At 60.9% G+C, this 16,812-nt stretch carries 15 protein-coding genes; 11 read left to right on the top strand and 4 right to left on the bottom strand.

Going from position 1 to position 16,812, the window contains the following annotated elements; all coding sequences use genetic code 11:
• Positions 1 to 89 precede the first annotated feature (89 nt).
• From H2170_04825 to H2170_04800, 6 genes are all read left to right on the top strand, one after another.
• Entirely contained in the window at positions 90 to 1,544 is a 1,455-nt protein-coding gene (locus tag H2170_04825) for an SAM-dependent DNA methyltransferase (GenBank protein ID MCS6299411.1), read from the top strand.
• Entirely contained in the window at positions 1,541 to 2,740 is a 1,200-nt protein-coding gene (locus H2170_04820) for a DUF1016 family protein (protein ID MCS6299410.1), read from the top strand. The genes H2170_04825 and H2170_04820 overlap by 4 nt, the downstream gene beginning before the upstream one ends.
• Positions 2,730 to 3,122: a hypothetical protein gene (locus H2170_04815; protein MCS6299409.1), complete on the top strand. Its 393-nt coding sequence runs from the start codon at positions 2,730 to 2,732 to the stop codon at positions 3,120 to 3,122. Before H2170_04820 ends, H2170_04815 begins: the two co-directional genes overlap by 11 nt.
• Before the next feature lie 74 nt (positions 3,123 to 3,196).
• Positions 3,197 to 4,813 (top strand): restriction endonuclease subunit S, encoded by a 1,617-nt coding sequence (locus tag H2170_04810; protein MCS6299408.1) that lies wholly within the window; start codon positions 3,197 to 3,199, stop codon positions 4,811 to 4,813.
• A 44-nt stretch (positions 4,814 to 4,857) separates the two neighbouring features.
• Positions 4,858 to 5,175: a hypothetical protein gene (locus H2170_04805; GenBank protein ID MCS6299407.1), complete on the top strand. Its 318-nt coding sequence runs from the start codon at positions 4,858 to 4,860 to the stop codon at positions 5,173 to 5,175.
• A complete protein-coding gene (locus tag H2170_04800) occupies positions 5,135 to 5,695 on the top strand; it encodes an HNH endonuclease (protein ID MCS6299406.1) in 561 nt (186 codons plus the stop codon). The genes H2170_04805 and H2170_04800 overlap by 41 nt, the downstream gene beginning before the upstream one ends.
• Positions 5,696 to 6,181: 486 nt before the next feature.
• Here the strand turns inward: H2170_04800 and H2170_04795 are convergent, their stop codons facing one another.
• On the bottom strand, positions 6,182 to 6,568 hold the full coding sequence (locus H2170_04795) for a transposase (protein MCS6299405.1): 387 nt from the start codon (positions 6,566 to 6,568) through the stop codon (positions 6,182 to 6,184).
• Positions 6,569 to 6,618: 50 nt separating this feature from the next.
• Positions 6,619 to 7,077, bottom strand: a complete 459-nt coding sequence (locus tag H2170_04790; GenBank protein MCS6299404.1) for a helix-turn-helix domain-containing protein — start codon at positions 7,075 to 7,077, stop codon at positions 6,619 to 6,621.
• 387 nt (positions 7,078 to 7,464) lie between these two features.
• On the opposite strand from H2170_04790, the gene H2170_04785 reads away from it, so the two are divergent.
• Positions 7,465 to 9,054, top strand: a complete 1,590-nt coding sequence (locus H2170_04785) for a transposase (protein MCS6299403.1) — start codon at positions 7,465 to 7,467, stop codon at positions 9,052 to 9,054.
• 117 nt (positions 9,055 to 9,171) lie between these two features.
• On the opposite strand, the gene H2170_04780 is transcribed toward H2170_04785, so the two are convergent.
• A complete protein-coding gene (locus H2170_04780) occupies positions 9,172 to 9,534 on the bottom strand; it encodes a hypothetical protein (protein ID MCS6299402.1) in 363 nt (120 codons plus the stop codon).
• Between the two features lie 653 nt (positions 9,535 to 10,187).
• Here H2170_04780 and H2170_04775 point away from each other — a divergent pair.
• Positions 10,188 to 10,544, top strand: coding sequence for a type II toxin-antitoxin system HicA family toxin (locus H2170_04775; protein MCS6299401.1), 357 nt, complete (start codon positions 10,188 to 10,190; stop codon positions 10,542 to 10,544).
• 205 nt (positions 10,545 to 10,749) lie between these two features.
• Here H2170_04775 and H2170_04770 read toward each other — a convergent pair whose 3' ends face one another.
• Complete coding sequence (locus tag H2170_04770) at positions 10,750 to 12,360, bottom strand: TIGR03790 family protein (GenBank protein MCS6299400.1); 1,611 nt, start codon at positions 12,358 to 12,360, stop codon at positions 10,750 to 10,752.
• Positions 12,361 to 12,532: 172 nt separating this feature from the next.
• Between H2170_04770 and H2170_04765 the strand changes: the two genes are divergently transcribed.
• From H2170_04765 to H2170_04755, 3 genes are all read left to right on the top strand, one after another.
• A complete protein-coding gene (locus H2170_04765) occupies positions 12,533 to 13,819 on the top strand; it encodes a voltage-gated chloride channel family protein (protein MCS6299399.1) in 1,287 nt (428 codons plus the stop codon).
• A gap of 108 nt (positions 13,820 to 13,927) precedes the next feature.
• Positions 13,928 to 14,545 carry a hypothetical protein gene (locus H2170_04760; protein ID MCS6299398.1) on the top strand — a complete coding sequence of 206 codons (618 nt, stop codon included), beginning with the start codon at positions 13,928 to 13,930 and terminating at the stop codon, positions 14,543 to 14,545.
• A gap of 387 nt (positions 14,546 to 14,932) precedes the next feature.
• Positions 14,933 to 16,726: a hypothetical protein gene (locus H2170_04755; GenBank protein MCS6299397.1), complete on the top strand. Its 1,794-nt coding sequence runs from the start codon at positions 14,933 to 14,935 to the stop codon at positions 16,724 to 16,726.
• Positions 16,727 to 16,812: the final 86 nt, after the last annotated feature.

Here is a 16,812-nt window from a genome sequence, read left to right as displayed (position 1 = left end):
CCCAGAAGCCTAGCGCCGACCGGAAATTTCCAGTCCAACTTGTTTGTACTCTTCCCTTACGCTCCCACTTAGTCAAGCAGTCACTACCCATGGCCAACGTCTCCAATCTCATCAAAACCATCCAGGACATCATGCGCAAAGACGCCGGTGTCGATGGCGACGCCCAGCGCCTGGCCCAGCTCGGCTGGATGTTCTTCCTCAAAATCTTCGACGACCGCGAAACCCAGCTCGAACTTTTCGACGACGCCTACAAATCCCCCCTCGCCCAGCACCTCCGCTGGCGCACCTGGGCCACCGACGCCGAAGGCATCACCGGCGACGCCCTCCTGGATTTCACCAACAACACCCTCCTGCCCAAACTCAAAACCCTCAGCGGTAGCGGCAAGATCGTCGTGCTGGTCCGCGCCGCCTTCGACGGTGCCAACAACTACATGAAGAACGGCACGTTGATGCGCCAAGTCATCAACAAGATCAACGGCATCGACTTCAACGCCTCCGAGGACCGCCACCTCTTCGGCGACATCTACGAGCAGCTCCTCAAAGACCTCCAATCCGCCGGTAACGCCGGTGAGTTTTACACCCCGCGCGCCGTCACCCAGTTCATCGTCGAGCAGGTCAACCCCCGCCTCGGCGAAACCCTCCTCGACCCCGCCTGCGGCACCGGCGGCTTCCTCACCTGCGCCATCGAGCACCTGCGCAGCCAGGCCAAAACCGAGGCCCACGAGAAAATCATCCAGGACTGCTTCGCCGGCATTGAGAAAAAGCACCTCCCGCACGTCCTGTGCATGACCAACCTGCTGCTCCACGGCATCGACGTGCCCGCCAACGTCCGCCACGACAACACCCTCGCCCGCCCCCTGCGCGACTGGAGTCCCTCGGAGCGCGTCGATGTCATCGTCACCAACCCGCCCTTCGGCGGCATGGAAGAGGACGGCATCGAGGCCAACTACCCGGCCGAGTTCCGCACCCGCGAAACCGCCGACCTCTTCCTCGTGCTCCTCATGAAGATCCTCAAGCCCGGTGGTCGCGCCGGCTTGGTCTTACCCGACGGCACCCTGTTTGGCGAAGGCGTCAAAACCCGCATCAAGGAATCCCTCCTCACCGAGTGCAACCTGCACACCATCGTCCGTCTGCCCAACGGCGTGTTCAACCCCTACACCGGCATCCGCACCAACCTGCTCTTTTTCACCAAGGGCGCGCCCACCCGCGAGGTCTGGTATTACGAGCACCCCTATCCGGCCGGGGCCAAGAGCTACAACAAGGGCAAACCCATCCGCATCGAGGAGTTTGCCGCCGAGCGTGAGTGGTGGGGCAACGAGTCCGACGGCTTCGCTTCCCGCGTGGAAAACGCCCAGGCCTGGCGCGTCTCCATCGACCAGATCCGCGCCGGTGGCTTCAACCTCGACCTCAAAAACCCGCACTCCACCGACGAGGGCCCCGGCGACGTCGACCACCTCCTGCCCGAATACGAAAAGCTGCTCGCCCAGATCGCCGAAACCCGCAGCCAGTTAAAAGCCCAGCTCCTGGAGGCGCTCAGCCGATGAAAAAGAAGGCTCCCGCTAAAACCGTCGCGGCACGTAAGAAATCACCCAAGCCATCGGAGTTGACCGGCAATTTTGAGTCGCTGGTTGCTTCGATTGCCCAGATCCATCGCCAGGCGCAGGAATTTGCCACCAAAGCCGTCAACGTCGGGCTCACGCTGCGAAACTGGTTTATCGGATACCGCATCGTCGAGTTTGAGCAGAACGGTGCGGATCGCGCGGCTTATGGGGAGGACCTCATGACCACCCTTTCTCAACGTCTTGCGGCTCACGGTTTGCCACAGGTCACCCCCCGCGAACTTCGCCGCTACAGGCAGCTCTACCACGTGTATCCCCGGATTTGGCAGTCAGTGACTGCCAAATCTCCCTCGGATACGGGTGCTAACGCGCTTCCTCCGCTGAGTGATTTCCTGCCAATCCCAATTCGGGAGTCACTGACTGCCGAATCTCCAATTGTGGAGACAGTGTCTCCCGAATTGATCCACCGCCTATCCTTCACCCACCTTTCTGAGTTGATTCAACTCACCGACGCCACCCAACGCCGCTTCTACGAGCTGGAGTGCATTCGCGGTAACTGGTCCGTCCGTGAGCTACGCCGCCAGATCGCCAGCCTCTACTACGAACGCAGCGGCCTTTCCAAAAACAAAGCCAAGCTCTCCGCCCTGGCCCACGCCAAAGCGGAAACCCTCCACCCCGCCCAAATCATCCGCGATCCCTACGTCTTCGAATTCCTCGGGCTCCGTGCGCAGGAGGCTATGGGCGAGTCGGACCTGGAGGACGCCCTCCTCGACCGCTTGCAGGAATTCCTCCTGGAGATGGGCCACGGCTTCTGCTTCGAGGCCCGGCAAAAACGCATCCTCATCGGCGACGAGCATTTTTTTGTGGATCTCGTCTTCTACCACCGCGTCCTCAAGTGCCACGTCTTGGTGGAACTCAAGACGGCCGCCTTCACCCACGAACACCTCGGCCAACTCAACACCTACGTCGCCTACTACAAACACCACGAAATGACCCCCGGCGACCAGCCGCCGATCGGCATTCTCCTCTGCACCCGCAAAAACGAGGCGCTCGTCGAGTTCGCCCTGGGCGATATGCCCAACCAGCTGTTCGTCTCCCGCTACGCCGTGGAAATGCCCAAAAAGTCCGTCATGCAGTCCTTCCTCAAACAGATCGGCAAGGAAATCGGCCATGCCCCCTAAAACGAAATCCCACCGACCGGCCGCGAGCCAGCGTCGGCCGTCATCCCCGCCCTCAGCCACCCCTGAGTTCGAAGGCATTCGCGCGCTGGCCGCCTCCTTGAACGAACACCACCGGCAGATGGCCGCCGCCTGCGCTCCCCTCGTCCAATCCATCATCCAGAGCCGATCCCGCGATCACCAGCACCTTGAACAGTTGCTCGACCGCCTCCTGGACTGCGCCTGCATCCCGGAAGGCCTCGTCCTGTTTCGCACCCTCTGCCGCTACTATTTCACCCTCAACCCCGCCGCTACCGCCGACTACATTGGTGCCTACCGCGAAATGTGGGACAGCGAAGACACGGAAGAACTCGCTGGAAGCGCTGAGAAGGAGACGGCGAAATGACCCTCGATACCTTTTTTCAGAAATTCGACCAGTTAGCTGATACCCCCGGCGCGGTGGGGAAACTGCGTGAGCTAGTGCTGGAGCTGGCGGTTAGCGGACGGCTCTCAAATCACAATGAAGGCGACGCTCCTGTCAGCGAACTAGTCGACACTCTAGCGGCCGCAAAAGCCCGGCGTGTTAAAAACAGAAATCGCACTACGGCGGCAGTTTCATCTCAAGATCGCCCCATCGTTATTCCAGCGCATTGGGCGTGGGTTCCGTTAAATAAAATTGGCTCGATGTCGGGCGGAATGACGCCGTCGAAAGACAAGTCTGTATTCTGGGATGGCGACGTTAATTGGTTTTCCTCGAAGGATATTAAGTCAGATGAATTGACCGAATCTGAACTCAAAATCACCCACGAGGCGACGAAAGCGACGGGACTCCAAATTTATTCCCCAGGCTGTCTGGTCATGGTTGCGAGAAGCGGAATATTAAAACGGACATTTCCCGTTTCGATACTCCGTGCTAGTGGCACGGTAAACCAAGACTTGAAGGTCTTGTCGCCCTTCGTCGAAGGACTTGAGCGTTATATTCAGATCATGCTGCGAGGCATGACTAACTTTATCCTTACATCTCTCGTTAAAACAGGGATGACGGTGCAGAGCTTGAAATACGAGGAGTTCGAGGTTCAGCCCTTCCCGCTCCCGCCGCTGGCCGAGCAGCAGCGGATTGTGGCGAAGGTGGAGGAGTTGCTGGGGCTGTGTGATCGGCTGGAGGCGGAGCAGGCGGTGCGGGCGGAGGGGCAGGCGGCGCTGGGGCGGGCGGCGCTGGCCCGCTTTGCCGACGCGCCCACCCCGGCCAATCTCGACTTCATTTTCCACCGGTCCTACGCCATCCCCCCCGCCGACCTGCGCAAAGCCATCCTCACCCTCGCCGTCCAAGGCAAACTCGTCCCCCAAGACCCCAACGACGAACCGGCGGAGGAGACGTTTCCGGAACTGGCTTCATCTGGAGTTGAATCGGACAAAGACAGCTTTCCGGCACATTGGCTCCGCGTGCCTCTCGCAAAAATGGGGGAGTGGCGCGGCGGTGGAACCCCTTCAAAATCCCGTCCTGAGTTTTGGAAGGGCGATCTTCCTTGGGTGAGCCCGAAGGACATGAAGGTGCTGCATATTGCAGATGCGCAGGACCACATTTCTCCGGCAGCGGTTGAGGGTTCGTCCGTTAGACTCATTCCGCCCGGTAGTTTACTCATGGTTGTTCGAGGCATGATTCTCGCACGTGCGTTCCCGGTCGCGCTCACAACGCGAGAAGTGACCATTAACCAAGACATGAAGGCGCTGCTGTCTTACGAGCCTAAGACAAACGAATACCTCCTCGTGGCGCTTCGCGCCTTTGAGCCGGACGTCCTCGCCGCAATCGAGCATTCGTCGCACGGCACATGCAAACTGAAGACAGAGTTCTTGCAGGACTTCGTCATGCCACTCCCTCCCTTGGGCGAACAACGCCGGATCGTGGCCAAGGTGGAGCAACTGATGGGGTTGGTGGACGGCTTGGAGCGTCAGTTGGCGGAGGCGCGGGCGAGCGGGGCGAACCTGCTCAGCGCCCTGGTCGCCGAGCTCACCGGCACCGCGAGCACGACCCCCGCCGCCACCCCGACCAGCGCCCCCAGCACCGGCCGCCGCGGCCGCCCCCGCAAATCCGCATAAGCCGTCTCCACGCTCACCCCCAACTCGCCACCACAGGCTCTACGATGTCCCCAACGACCGCTCGCAAACGCATCAAATCTGCCGCCTCGCCGCTCCCAACGAACACGGCCGCCGTCATCGTTCTCAAGTGGAGCGGTGCCTACGTGAGCGACGTCATTCCGCTCGACTGGTTTCAAGACGATTTACCCTTAAAGGGCGTCAAACACCCGATGAGCGAAGGGCGCGGAAAGCTGAGCGGAGAAGAAGCCCAATGCGATGTCAGCAAAGAGGGCTTGGTCGCCACCTTGGATTACCTCCCCTATAAAAAACCCAACGATAGGCATGAAGTCCTTCCCAGGCGTCGCGCGCCTGACCTTCACTGACAGAGGGAGAACCGAACTCAGTAAACTGGAATGGAAGGGCGAGGAGGATAATTCGTTCGAGGACGGTGGAACGTTCACCTACGCACTGCCGCCGGCCGGCGCTTACATCCCGCCCCAAAATGCCGTGCCCAAGAAGTCGCAGTTGGTGCGGCCCCGACCGGACCAGGCGCTATTTCGAAAGACCCTGGGGTTGGCGTATGGTCAGGCGTGCAGCGTAACCGGGTGTATGGTCGACCAGGTCTTGGAGGCCGCGCACATCGACGATTATATTGCCCCGGACTCCAACCATCCGAGCAACGGCATCCTGCTGCGCCGCGATATTCACGCCCTCTTTGACGCCCACCTCATCGCAATCGAGCCGGACACCCACGTCATCCATGTAGCGCCGATGGCTCAGCAAAAAGGCGGTTATACCGAATGGCAGGGGCGGAAAATAACTCTCCCCAAGGAGGAGACGCATCAACCCGACCCCGGAGCCCTCAAACGCCGCTGGCAAAAATTCAACGCCGCCCATCGCTGATCCACGTGACCAATCCGATCCGCTGAAGCTGGTCCGAACGATTAGTATTTCCCTAGTACCATGTACCACTAAAAGTTTCGGATAAAGTCTCACTAGTTTTATCCGAGCTTTTTCAGTTGTGAAGTGCCAGTTAATGGGGGCGGCGCGCTGATTGCGGTGGTGGTGGAGCCAAGAGGCAACCTCATGGCGCAAGTCGATGAGGGTGGGAATACGTCGGCACAGGCACTGGCTACTGAGTGCGCTCAGTTCGATCTCGGCGATGTTTAGCCAGCTGCCGTGCTTAGGAGTATGGTGGATTTCCAGCCGCTCGGCTAAGCCCGAACGCCGAAGTTTTAACCACGGAATTCACAGATGAGCACAGATAACAGAGTGTTACTGAATTTGAAGACAGGATGAGAAAAAGGGGATCAAGCTGAGTCCGTTTACCTCCTAAGGGATTGTATCTGTGCAATCTGTGTAATCTGTGGTTGGTTTGAACTTCGGAATTCAGGCTAAGCGGCGGGCTTCAGCCGGCGCAAAGGTTTCGCAGAGTGAGGCGATGGCGTGCGTATTGAGATTATCCATGACCAGGCGGACCTTGACCGCGTCGGGGTAGCGTTCATCGAGCATGCCCTTAATAAAGCAGGCCCAATCCTTGCGGGTGCGTCGCTCAGTCACCTCGACGTGGCGGCGTCCCGTCAGCGGCTCGACCTCAACAAAAAGCATGACCACTCCGTTGCGCACGTATTCGTAGTCGATGATTTGGCCATGGCCTGGAGCAATCGGGATTGGCGCATTAACCTCTCCAACCAATTGCTTGCTAGACTCATCCATACAAATCACAGGGAAGCGCGGATCAAGCGGCAGACGATATACTTCCAGTACATCTTCCATGGCGGCAACGAAGGCCGCGTCAGCATCGGGTGGGATCTTCCAGTATTTGCTTAAATGAGGCCGCAGTTCGTTTTTTTTAGAGAACGATGAACGGTCATCGGGGAGACGGCCTCGGCGATCTTTAGCTCAACGAGCTTGTCGGCCAAGAGCCGTACTGTCCACCGCTGGTAGCCGCTCGGCGCTTGCGAGCAGGCCAGTGCAGTCAAGCGGGCGTCGAACTCACCGTCAAAAACAGCCGCTTTGCTCTTAATCAATGGCTTGCGCGCCAACGCCGCATCCAATCCCCCTTCAACAAAGCGCTGCTTAAGATGCTCGATGGTACGTGTACTCACACCCATCCCTGCCGCCGTGTCCGCCACCGTCCACCGCTGCCCAAACTCCCCTGCGTCGCAGAGTAACAGCGCGCGGGCGTAAATAAACTTTACCGCCGTCGATTTCCCGTTGCGGGCAAGCTCGGTGAGTTGATCGCGCTCTGCTTGCGTTAGGGTCACTTTGTATCGGTTGGCCATGCCTCATCAGACACATTTAAATTGTATATTACAATGCGAAATTATTTGTGGTACATGGTACTAGAAACCCCTGAAACGTAAAAAACTTTCGCTGTAACTAAAATGAACCGCTCCTCCATCTTCAAAAACTCGGTTTGTGCTGCGCTTTTCACGTTCGTTGCGCTTTCACTCGTGGGTTGCCGGACAGGGCGACGTTGGCCATTGATCGGCGCGGTGGTGGCTGATTTTCAGTCCGCTTTCATGAAAAAGCCCCCTACTTTAACAGTAAGGGGCTTGGAATGGCAGAACTATGCGGTGCAAAAGGTGCAATACCCGTTAAGAAGCCTTACCCTAAATCCGGCAATAGAAACTAGCCAAAAATCACGCAGGTGATTGTTTGGCTGTCATATGCCGCCGTTTTTACCGCCGGAAAAAGCTCACCCCGAGGGTGAGTCAGAAAACCCTGATCACAAGGCAACGCCAAGCGATGCCGCCGAGGTGTTGATTGTGGATACACCCGGAGGACGTTTTCGTGCGCAGTTCGCCCCAGAGTTGCCGGTGAGCCCCTTGGGGGCACTGGTGTTTTTCACGCAGTACTTGTGTGCGACAGGAGGCTTCGAGGCACTGGTTGCGGACACGCCGCTTTGTTACAGCAGCAACCGCGCACACCGCCCTCGCGACGTGATTGGAACCCTGCTTTTGGGGATGCTCTCCGGGCACTATCGCTACGCGCACCTCGCGGCCCTGCGCGGCGACGACATTGCCCCGAGCCTGCTCGGACTTAAGTCGATTGTCAGCGAGGATTGTGTGCGCCGGGCGCTGGCTCGCATCGGTGCCGAGCAGGGGCAGGACTGGTTGCGGCGTCACCTCGACCAAACCTGTCATGGGTTTTTGGATAACCAGTGGATCCTCGACATCGATGTCACCATCAAGCCCATCTATGGACGTCAGGAAGGTGCCAGCATCGGCTATAACCCGCAAAAGCCCGGACGCCCCAGCCACGCCTACCACACCTACTGGATCGCCACCTTGCGCCTGTGTCTGGACGTGGAGGTGCACCCCGGCGATCAATCCGCCGCCGGACATGGTTTTGCGGGGCTGTGGGCGCTCATCGACCGACTGCCAGCCGAGCGCCGGCCCCATCTTTTGCGCGGTGACTGCGCCTATGGCCAGGAGGCGCTGCTCAGTGAAGCTGAAGCGCGTAAACTCAACTATTTGTTCAAACTGCGCCGCACCGCCAAGGCCCGCGAGCTGGTGGCCGCGCTTGAACGCACCACCACCACCGCTTGGACCGACGCCGGACAAGGCTGGCAGGGCTGCGAAAGCTGCCTGCGCCTGCAAGGCTGGAACCGGGCCCGACGTGTGGTGGTCTTGCGCCGTCGCCTCAACGACCAACGCCACCCCCGGGCCCGCCGCCGCCTCGTGCGCGAGCAAGCCGACCACGCTTTGCTGCTGAACATCCCCGACGCGGCCGCCTGCGAGCCGATCATCTACGAACATCAGATCCTCGTTACGAGCCTGCCCTACGAGATCCTTACCCTTGCCACCCTGTATCGGGAACGTGGGGGCGCGGAAAACCCCTTCGACGAGCTCAAGAACCAGTGGAGCTGGTCGGGGTTTACCTCCCAGGAGCTAAACTCCTGTCAGCACGCCGCGCGTTTGGCCGCACTGGTTTACAACTGGTGGACGCTCTATCACCGCCTGCTTCAACCCGGTCAGCACCACGAGGCGGTGAGTACACGTCCCCGTCTGCTCTGCGGAGCGACCCGGCAGAGCGAACACTCCGGTCAACGCCGCCTGGACGTGCGCTTGAGCCATGCCGAGGCACCTCGCCTGAGTGAACTCATCACAAAGCTGGCCAGATGGTTACATGGTATCCTTCATAATGCGGAGCAATGGAGTGTCGCCCAGCGCTGGGGGCAAATCGTAGCGAGGATTTTACAGGAAAACTTCCCTGTACTCGGCCCTGAACCGCCTTTGGCCACCGCCCCAAGCTGATCGCGCTTCCGTTCAGCCTGCCGCAGCACTCTCCACCCTCATCTATCCGACGGGCAACGCCCGCCGGCCGCACTTTCTATTGCCGGATTTAGGCTTACAGGCATTGCGGTTAAGCCGTCACGGGTTTGGCGACAAGACGTAGGCCCGGGGATTTGCGCTCGCTCTTGCGCGTGCCGGCGGCGAGTTCCTACTCGTCGAAACCCTCACCGAAGTAACCGGCGATGACCTTGCGAACTTCAATAATACGGCGTTGAGTTGGCTGGCTTGGTTGTTACGGGCATTTTGCAAGCGCACCAGTTCGGCGCGCTTGGCGGCGACCGCTTTATCGGCTGAGGCGACCGCGAGGTCCAGCAGCGCAAGATCGGTGGCAGTGTAGAATTCACTGTCGACCTTCATTTTAAGGTCGGCGGTGCGTTGGTGTATTTTGATGATTTCAACCGCTTCGTAGCGGATGTTACTGGGATCGATGATCGTAGCCATAGCTGTCTTATTTTCTGTTGTTTATAGGTTAAGTGAACAACTCCCTACAGGGCGATGTTCGGCGGACTTGACCTTCAATCCCCCCTTTGGTTCGCCCTCATCTGGTAGATAGTTGCTCCGGTGTCCACTCCGGCCATTCGTAAGGCTTACAGGAACACGTCGGCCCGTTGATCGGCGCGGCAATGCGCCTTGCCCAGCACTCAGGGCAAAGGCCTTCCGGTGTCCTTGGTGCGGAGGGTGCGGAAGGGGCAATTTCCAACTCTGGCACGCTAAGGAGTGGTTTTAGGAAATGATCCGGTGGTTGCGGTAATCTGATGAGGCCGAAATGAGCCTATCAAAGAGGAATCTCACGATATCACTGGCGCATGAGCAGGGCTCCCGCCCCCCCCTCTCCGGCACGCCCATCGGCCTGACGGTTTTCGCCGCCGCCTCCCTTCTTATACCATTTTGCATTCAAACGCATTAAAACCCGACCACCATCGTGATCACGTCAGTAGCGGTCCATCATCTAACCTTAAAACAACTGTGGTTTTTAACCACTAATGACCACTAAGATACACTAATCCAGAAGCGGCGAATTCCTTGTTTTTATTAGCGGCTATTAGCGTCCATTAGTGGTTAAAACGATTTGTTTGTATGTCTTTGAACGCGAAATGGTATTAAAGACGCCGTCAACCACTTCGGCGACCTCGCCGACGACGGTAAATCCAACGACTCGTTCAATATTTCGAGGGGGCCGCGATGCCCGACCGGCTTCGACTTCACTTCACACAGGATCCGGTGTTGGCCGTCGCGTGAAAATCCATCGGGGCGTAAACGGCACGGATGCGGCGAAGGCGTTGCTTCGGCTCGGCTTCGAGGTGAAGCGGCAAACCGGCTCGCACCTGATCATGCGCAAGGACTCACGCTCGGTGATCGTGCCGATGCACAAGCCAATCAAGCCGGGCACGCTCGCCGGTTTGATCGAACAGGCGGGCGTGAGCATCGAAGCGTTTTGCGCCGAGTTGTAGGCCGTCGGGACTCGTACGGCGACGGCGGGTTTTGAGGTGATGCGTGGGGAAAGGCGTCGAGGGAGGTCTTAACGGCGGCCCCTTCGCGGTGCTCGTATCGCTTCGCCACGGCGGAGTTGTACCCGGCTCACCCACCGAGCACGTCGAGTAACAGGGTAATGTTGCAAACTGCTCGTCACCCGACGCGCCGAAGACGCCGTGCCGGTTACTTCACTTCCGTTGTAGCGGCAACCGGTGGCGGCGCGGTTAACACCTTGTATTCGGTGTCCCAGCGTTGGGCTTGTACCGTATCAGGAACCGCCCGCGCGGCCGTCAACGCCAGCGGCAGCCACTGGATGCGCTGCTCCGTCGTGCGCTCGCGTTCACCGAGCACTTGCCGCCACACCGTCAGCGCCGCCTTGGCGTCCCCCGCCTCCAGCAGGCGTTGCGCCAGCAGCACCGCAACTGGGGTCTCGGCCTGCGTGTAGCGGCGCAGCTTGGCCGTCATTTCAAGGGTCGTCCTCACTCCGGCTACATCACCGCTGGCGCGCTGGAGGTCGGCAATCAGCAGAGCGACAGCCAGGTTAACTCCCTTTTCTTGCGCGCCCAGGCCCGCCCAGATCGCCGCCTCGCGTTGGCCTGCGGCCGCAAGCCGGCGCATGTGCCGCAGCACCACATAAGCGCGCTGCTCGGGGCGGAGCCGGTCGCGGTGTGCCCATTGCTCGTCGAGGGTGATTTTGAAGGGCCGATAAAGCGGGTCGCCCACCGCCATCGCCTGCCAGCTGTAAACCGGCACCGCGTACGCCGCCGCGTCGCCCAGCGTGTCTCCGCGCGCCAGGGCTTTTAGGACGAGCTGCGGTTGGTGGGTGAGTTCGAGGTAGGGCTCGGTCACGTTGCCAAAGGTTGCCGTGACCCCTCGGGCCACCAGCGGCCCCACCCAGCCTTGGGTGGTCGAGCGCAGGGTATCCGCCGAAAAACTATGGATGTGCAGCGCCACCGCGCCGGGCGGGAACTTGAACCCCTCCTGGGCAAACGGGCCGTTGAGCGCCCCTGTGTACCAGCCGAAATACAGCGCCGGGGCGTCGCAGCGCGCCCACGCCGGAAGCGTGCCGCCGGCGCGGTCCACATCGCCGTCAAACTGCAGCGCCGCGAGCTGCTTGGCCGCCTCCTCCAGCCAGCGGTCACCGGCCGCGTGCGGGCCGCCGATATCCACGTAGCTGCGGCCGATTAACCCCGTGGTTTCCGCCTCGATGGCTTGGTCGATCAGTCGGCGCGCATCGGCCAAAGTCGGGCCGTCAAGCCGGCTGACTTTGATGATCTGGTTTAACTGTAGCGCCGAGGGGTGGTCGTTGTTAAACAGCGGATTGGGCACGAATGCGATCAGCGGCGGGTTGCTCAGCGCGGCTAGGGCGAGTTCACCATCGAGGGATGCGGCATTGGTTTTGAACGCGGGGTTGGTCGCCGCAGGAATGGCCTCGGCGGGCAACAGCGGGTCGTTGACCACCTTCAGCGGCACGCCGCGACACACCACCAGGTAGGAAATCTTGTGGCCGGCGATCACGTACTTTTTGCGCCCGACCCCGTCGGTCAGGTCCATGCCGATGGCGTCAATCCACTGCCGCCGGACCAGCTCGGCCTGTAGCGGATTAAATACCGTGTCGACAAACTGGCGCCAGGAGAGGGCCTCCGTAGCCGGCATCGCCAGCGCGAGGATGTTGGCGGAGGGAATGCCGCGTTTTTGCGCGTAATAATTCGCCAACTGCACGGACTCGGGGTCGTCGGAATTCGCCAGGATAACGACGCGCGAAGCCAGTTCGTCGGCACGGGCCAGCGCCACGAGCACCGTGAAAACCGCAAGAAGCCGGATGCATGCACACATTTCGGGCAACGCTGCCCAGCCAACTCCCGTGCGCCAATCCTAGATTCGGGGATGACAATGTGTAGCGGGAATTGGCGCGGAAGCTGCGTTGCCAACGCCACCACGCGTCCACAATTTTTTCCGATTCCTCATGCCCGCCATCGACCTCCTTCGCCCGCGCACCTACTCGGACAGCCTTCGCCCGCTCGGCCTTTGGCTGCTGCTGGTCGCTCCGGTGGGGGTGTTGTGCGGGTCGGCCAGCGCGTTTTTTCTCTGGTCGCTCGACCGGGTAACTCAGGTGCGCTTCGACCACCCGTGGCTGCTATTTTTCCTGCCGGTTGTGGGTGTCGCCATGGCGTGGGTTTACCACCACCACGCCCAGTCGGCGGTGCGCGGCAATAATCTCATCATCGACGAAATTCACGAGCCGGGCGGCGGGGTGCCCGCGCGCATCACCCCGCTCATCCTGGGAGCCACGTTGGTCACGCATTTGTTCGGCGGTTCGGCCGGTCGCGAAGGCACGGCGGTGCAGATGGGCGGCGGCCTCGCCAGTACGTTTGCCAAGCTCTGCCGCATCCCGGCCGAGCATCGGCGCTTGTTGCTCATGGCGGGAGTGGCGGCGGGCTTCGGCTCGGTATTTGGAACCCCGCTGGCTGGAGCGGTGTTTGCCCTAGAAGTGCTCACGCTGGGCCGGGTGCAGTACACGATGCTCATCCCGTGCCTTTTGGCCGCCGTCATCGGTGACATGACTTGTGCAGCCTGGGGCATTCACCACACAGAATTGGTAATCAGCGGCCCGTTGACGGCGGGTCTCTTTACGTGGGGCAAACTCGACCTGCTGGTGCTGGCCAAAGTCGCGCTGGCCGGGGCGTGTTTTGGCTTATGTGCGCGCCTGTTCACCGCCACCACGCACGGGCTGCAGGCTGGGTTAACTCGTTTCGTTCCCCGCTACTGGTTGCGCCCGGCGATCGGCGGGCTGGCGGTGATCGCGCTGACCTACGCCCTGGGAACCCGTGAATACCTCGGCCTCGGCGCCTGGAGCCCGTTCTCGGGCGATGTCACCACGACCACGGTTTTCAGTGACGGCGGCGCGGATACGTGGAGCTGGTTTTGGAAGCTGTTGTTCACCGCGATTACCCTCGGGGCGGGCTTCAAGGGCGGGGAGGTCACGCCGCTGTTTTTCATCGGCGGAGCGCTGGGCAACACCCTTGCCGGCCTGCTCGGGCTGCCGGTGGATTTGGGGGCGGGGCTGGGCTTCGTCGCGGTGTTTGCCGGCGCGAGTAACACCCCGCTGGCCTGCACGCTGATGGGAATCGAGTTGTTTGGCGCGCAACACGCGGTGCTGTTGGCGGTGGCGTGCTGGGTGAGTTACCACTTCAGCGGGCACACTGGCATTTACAGCGCTCAGCGTCCCGGCGAGGTCAAACACGCCCGCTGAGGGTTTTTGTCTCCTCCGCTGTCGGGACGGACGGGTGGCGGCACCATCACCGGAGGCTCCAGCGGCGAAACGCTTGCCGTCGCGCCTTGCCCTCGCACAGTTCGCCTCATGCCTATCCAAGCCTGGTTTCCCACTTTTATTTACTGCGAGCCGCTTCAGCCCAAGGGCATCGCGCGCCTCAACGACGACCTTGCCGGCGAGTGCCACCAGTTGCGCGACTTTGACGACGCGGGCCGCGCCTGGTCGCTGCGCAACTACCCCGGTGGCTACACCAGCTACGCCTCGATGAACCGCCTCCACGAGTTCTCCAGCAGCTTCGGCGCCTTGGAGAAAAAACTCACCAAACACGTGCGCGCCTACGCCAAGCACCTCGACATGGACCTGCGCGGGCGCGAAATCCGCATGAGTGATTGCTGGGTGAACATCATGCCCCCCACTTCCGCCCATTCGCTCCACTTGCACCCGAATTCGTTTATCAGCGGCACCTATTATGTGCGCACACCGGTGGGCTGCTCGGGCCTGAAATTCGAGGACCCGCGCCTGAGCAAGTTTATGGCGGCCCCGCCCAAGCTGTCCAACGCGCGCGCCGAAAACCGCGCCTACACCACCTATCCGGCCGAGGCGGGCAATGTCGTGCTGTTCGAAAGCTGGCTGCGCCACGAAGTCGCCGCCAACCGCGTCGACGAGGAGCGCATTAGTATCAGCTTTAACTACACGTGGGCTTAAGCTTCGCGGAGTCGCCACCCGCACGTCGGTTCCGCTGCCTTGATTCGCGCAAAGCGCTGCGCGCTAATACTCATTAGCTTTCAAGTTGAGGGTTACGGCATCCTTGAGCTCACGCTCAAGGCCACACGCTGCTGCACCGCCGTGCCCAGCGAAGGCGCGGAGGTTACGGCATCCTTGAGCTCACGCTCAAGGCCACACGCTTCGCGAACACAATCCCCGTGGCCTTGAGCGTGAGCTCAAGGTGTTTCCCGATGGTATTCGCTCCCCAGGAACCAGGTTAATTAAGCTCATCTTGATCGCGATTTGGTATAACAGGGCGCGCCCGGCCGGTTTCTCGGCGCTACTTTGAACTGGTTTCATGGGCGCGAGTTTCGCACCGTTACGCGCATGTTGAGTTTCCGTAGCTGCATTTGGGTTGGCGTGTTTTTCCTGCTGGCTTCGATTCCCGCCCGCGCCGACTTGGCGACGGCGATGCCTAACGATTGGTTCACGCGCGCCCCGACTCCTGAGCGCCTCACGCAGGTGCGCTCGCAAGCCGTCAGCGGGGGCTGGCAAACGGTGGCCGCACGGTTGTATCAGGGCTCGCTCAAGGCCTACGAACTGCGGCAGGAGGGGGCCGCCGAATCCTGGTATCTGGTCGCCCGGTGGTGCGACCTGTTGGGTCAATCCCAGCGCCACCTTGGCCGTCAGTGGCTGGAAACGGTGTCGAAGGCCGGCGGTATCCATGCCGGCATCGACCAGCGCGCCATTCAGGCCTGGCCGGACGAGCCGGTGGCGCGGCTGCTCACCGACGAGACCCTCGGTTGGTTGCTCCAGGATCAGGCTTTTTCCGCGGCGTTTTTTGATCTGCTCGCGCCCACCGATTGCCTGCCGCGCGTGCTGTCGATTCTGCAATCGTTGCGCGAGGCCGATGGCCGCCGCTTCGCGACTTACCGGCAACTGGCGCTGGCCCTGGCGCTGGTTTACGACGCCCCGCCGCCGCCCCATTGGCCGCATCATCAGGTCACGGCGGCGGCCTTGCCTCGGCGGTTACCCTCGCCGGTGGAGGCGTTTAAGTTTTTGGCCGATTGGGATCAGGCCGGCGCGGGGTTGCATAAGCTCACGGCCATCTCGGCGGCCGAACTCAAGTTCCTGGTCGATCTGGCCGCACCGTTCCCCGAGCTCGTGTGGGCGCAGAAATCGGTGAAGTTTTCGTTGCCTGATTTGGTAAAGAGCTACGAAGCGGTGCGCTACCGCACGGACCGGATCGACGCGCAGCAGTACACGTGGCCGGGCACGAGTTACGCGCTCGACGACATACGCAGCGAGGGCGGCATCTGTGTCGATCAGGCCTATTTCGCCACGCAGACCGGTAAGGCGCGCGGGGTGCCCACGCTGCTGTTTTCGGGGGCGGGCGTCGATGGCCGGCACGCTTGGTTTGGCTATCTGGGGGTGGGGCAGAAATGGATTCTAGATGGCGGCCGCTACGCCGAGCAGCGCTACGTCACGGGGACAGCCTACGATCCACAGTCCTGGGGGGAGCTCTCGGACCATGAGTTGAGTTTCCTCAGCGAGGGGTTTCGCAGACTGCCGCCCTACCGGCAGTCGCGCCAACACCAGGTCTTCGCCGAGCTTTATTTGCACTTGGGGCAAAAACCCGCAGCCGCCGCCGCCGCCCGCAAGGCCGTGCAATTTGAGCGGCGTAACTTCGATGCGTGGCAGCTATTGCTGGCGGCCAACGACAAGGCGCTCCCCGCGGTTCGCGAGCCGCTGCTGCGCGAGGCCGCGCAGGCGCTCCAGCGTTACCCTGATTTAAATGCATGCTTTGTGCGTGAACTGGTCGTGAGTTTACGCGCCCGCGGCGAGACCAGCGCTGCAGAGTTTGAGGAGCGCACACTGGTTCGTCGCGGTGAGCGCGGCGGACGCAGCGACATGGGAGTTGACCAAGCGGTCGCCCAGTTGGCAGCGGCCAAACCGGATGCGCGGCTGACCACGTATAAGCAAATGCTGCAAAAATACGGGCGTGGCGCGGGCATCGATTTTTACGACCGCGTCACCCGCCCGCTGGTGACGCAATTGGTCAACGAAAAGCGCCTGCCCGAGGCGCGGCAGGTGATCACGTTGACGCGCAGTGCGTTTAACCCCGAGCCCAACAGCCAGTTTGACCGTGAATTGACGGCGCTCGCTGCCACGCCGCGGTGATGACACCGGTGTGTTCAAAATGAACGTGGCGAAATTGGCTCTAGGTTTTTTGGAAACCTTTGTGCAAACCCCTTGAGCTCACGCTC

Origin of the sequence: Opitutus sp. (assembly GCA_024998815.1) — a bacterium.
Lineage (GTDB): Bacteria > Verrucomicrobiota > Verrucomicrobiia > Opitutales > Opitutaceae > Rariglobus.
The sequence above is the reverse complement of the archived record's forward strand: the minus strand, read 5'-3'. Positions and strand labels throughout refer to the sequence as shown.

Coding starts and splice junctions, on each gene's coding strand:
- H2170_04800 (MCS6299406.1), top strand. CDS start 5,135: ATGAAGTCCTTCCCAGGCGTCGCGCGCCTGACCTTCACTGACAGAGGG.
- H2170_04790 (MCS6299404.1), bottom strand. CDS start 7,077: ATGGCCAACCGATACAAAGTGACCCTAACGCAAGCAGAGCGCGATCAA.
- H2170_04795 (MCS6299405.1), bottom strand. CDS start 6,568: ATGGAAGATGTACTGGAAGTATATCGTCTGCCGCTTGATCCGCGCTTC.
- H2170_04765 (MCS6299399.1), top strand. CDS start 12,533: ATGCCCGCCATCGACCTCCTTCGCCCGCGCACCTACTCGGACAGCCTT.
- H2170_04815 (MCS6299409.1), top strand. CDS start 2,730: ATGCCCCCTAAAACGAAATCCCACCGACCGGCCGCGAGCCAGCGTCGG.
- H2170_04785 (MCS6299403.1), top strand. CDS start 7,465: ATGCCGCCGTTTTTACCGCCGGAAAAAGCTCACCCCGAGGGTGAGTCA.
- H2170_04780 (MCS6299402.1), bottom strand. CDS start 9,534: ATGGCTACGATCATCGATCCCAGTAACATCCGCTACGAAGCGGTTGAA.
- H2170_04760 (MCS6299398.1), top strand. CDS start 13,928: ATGCCTATCCAAGCCTGGTTTCCCACTTTTATTTACTGCGAGCCGCTT.
- H2170_04805 (MCS6299407.1), top strand. CDS start 4,858: ATGTCCCCAACGACCGCTCGCAAACGCATCAAATCTGCCGCCTCGCCG.
- H2170_04755 (MCS6299397.1), top strand. CDS start 14,933: ATGTTGAGTTTCCGTAGCTGCATTTGGGTTGGCGTGTTTTTCCTGCTG.
- H2170_04775 (MCS6299401.1), top strand. CDS start 10,188: ATGGTATTAAAGACGCCGTCAACCACTTCGGCGACCTCGCCGACGACG.
- H2170_04825 (MCS6299411.1), top strand. CDS start 90: ATGGCCAACGTCTCCAATCTCATCAAAACCATCCAGGACATCATGCGC.
- H2170_04820 (MCS6299410.1), top strand. CDS start 1,541: ATGAAAAAGAAGGCTCCCGCTAAAACCGTCGCGGCACGTAAGAAATCA.